Annotated in this window: 1 protein-coding gene; it reads left to right on the top strand. The window is 61.9% G+C overall.

Annotation, left to right across the window (positions count from 1 at the left end; translation table 11 throughout):
* The coding region (locus ACODRW_RS24375; RefSeq protein WP_488906933.1) for a hypothetical protein at nucleotides 1-396 on the top strand (396 nt) is incomplete at both ends.

Genomic DNA, 396 nt, shown 5'->3' with positions numbered 1-396 from the left:
ACAACTATTACGACGCGCTCGGCCGCCAGACCCTGCACATCGATCCCGAAGGCTATGCTACCGCCACCGAGTACGACGCGCTCGGTCAGACCACCCGCATCACCCGCTACGCCCAACGCGTCGACACCACCGCGCTCAAACCCGGCCTGACGCCGACCCTGATCGTCGACGCCCAGCGCGACGCGGTGACCCGGATCGAACACGACGCGCTGGGACGGCAGAACCGCATCTTCGACGCCGAAGGCGGCGTCGAGCGGATGGCTTATGATGCCTTTAGCAACAAGTTGAAATACTTCAGTAAACTGGGCGGAATCTACCACTACGTCTACGACGCGCAGGGCCGGGTACTCAAAGAGATCAGTCCGTCGGGCATCGTCAAACGCTTCGAATACGACG

Source organism: Chromobacterium sp. FG89 (genome assembly GCF_057808735.1).
The sequence above is the reverse complement of the archived record's forward strand: the minus strand, read 5'-3'. Positions and strand labels throughout refer to the sequence as shown.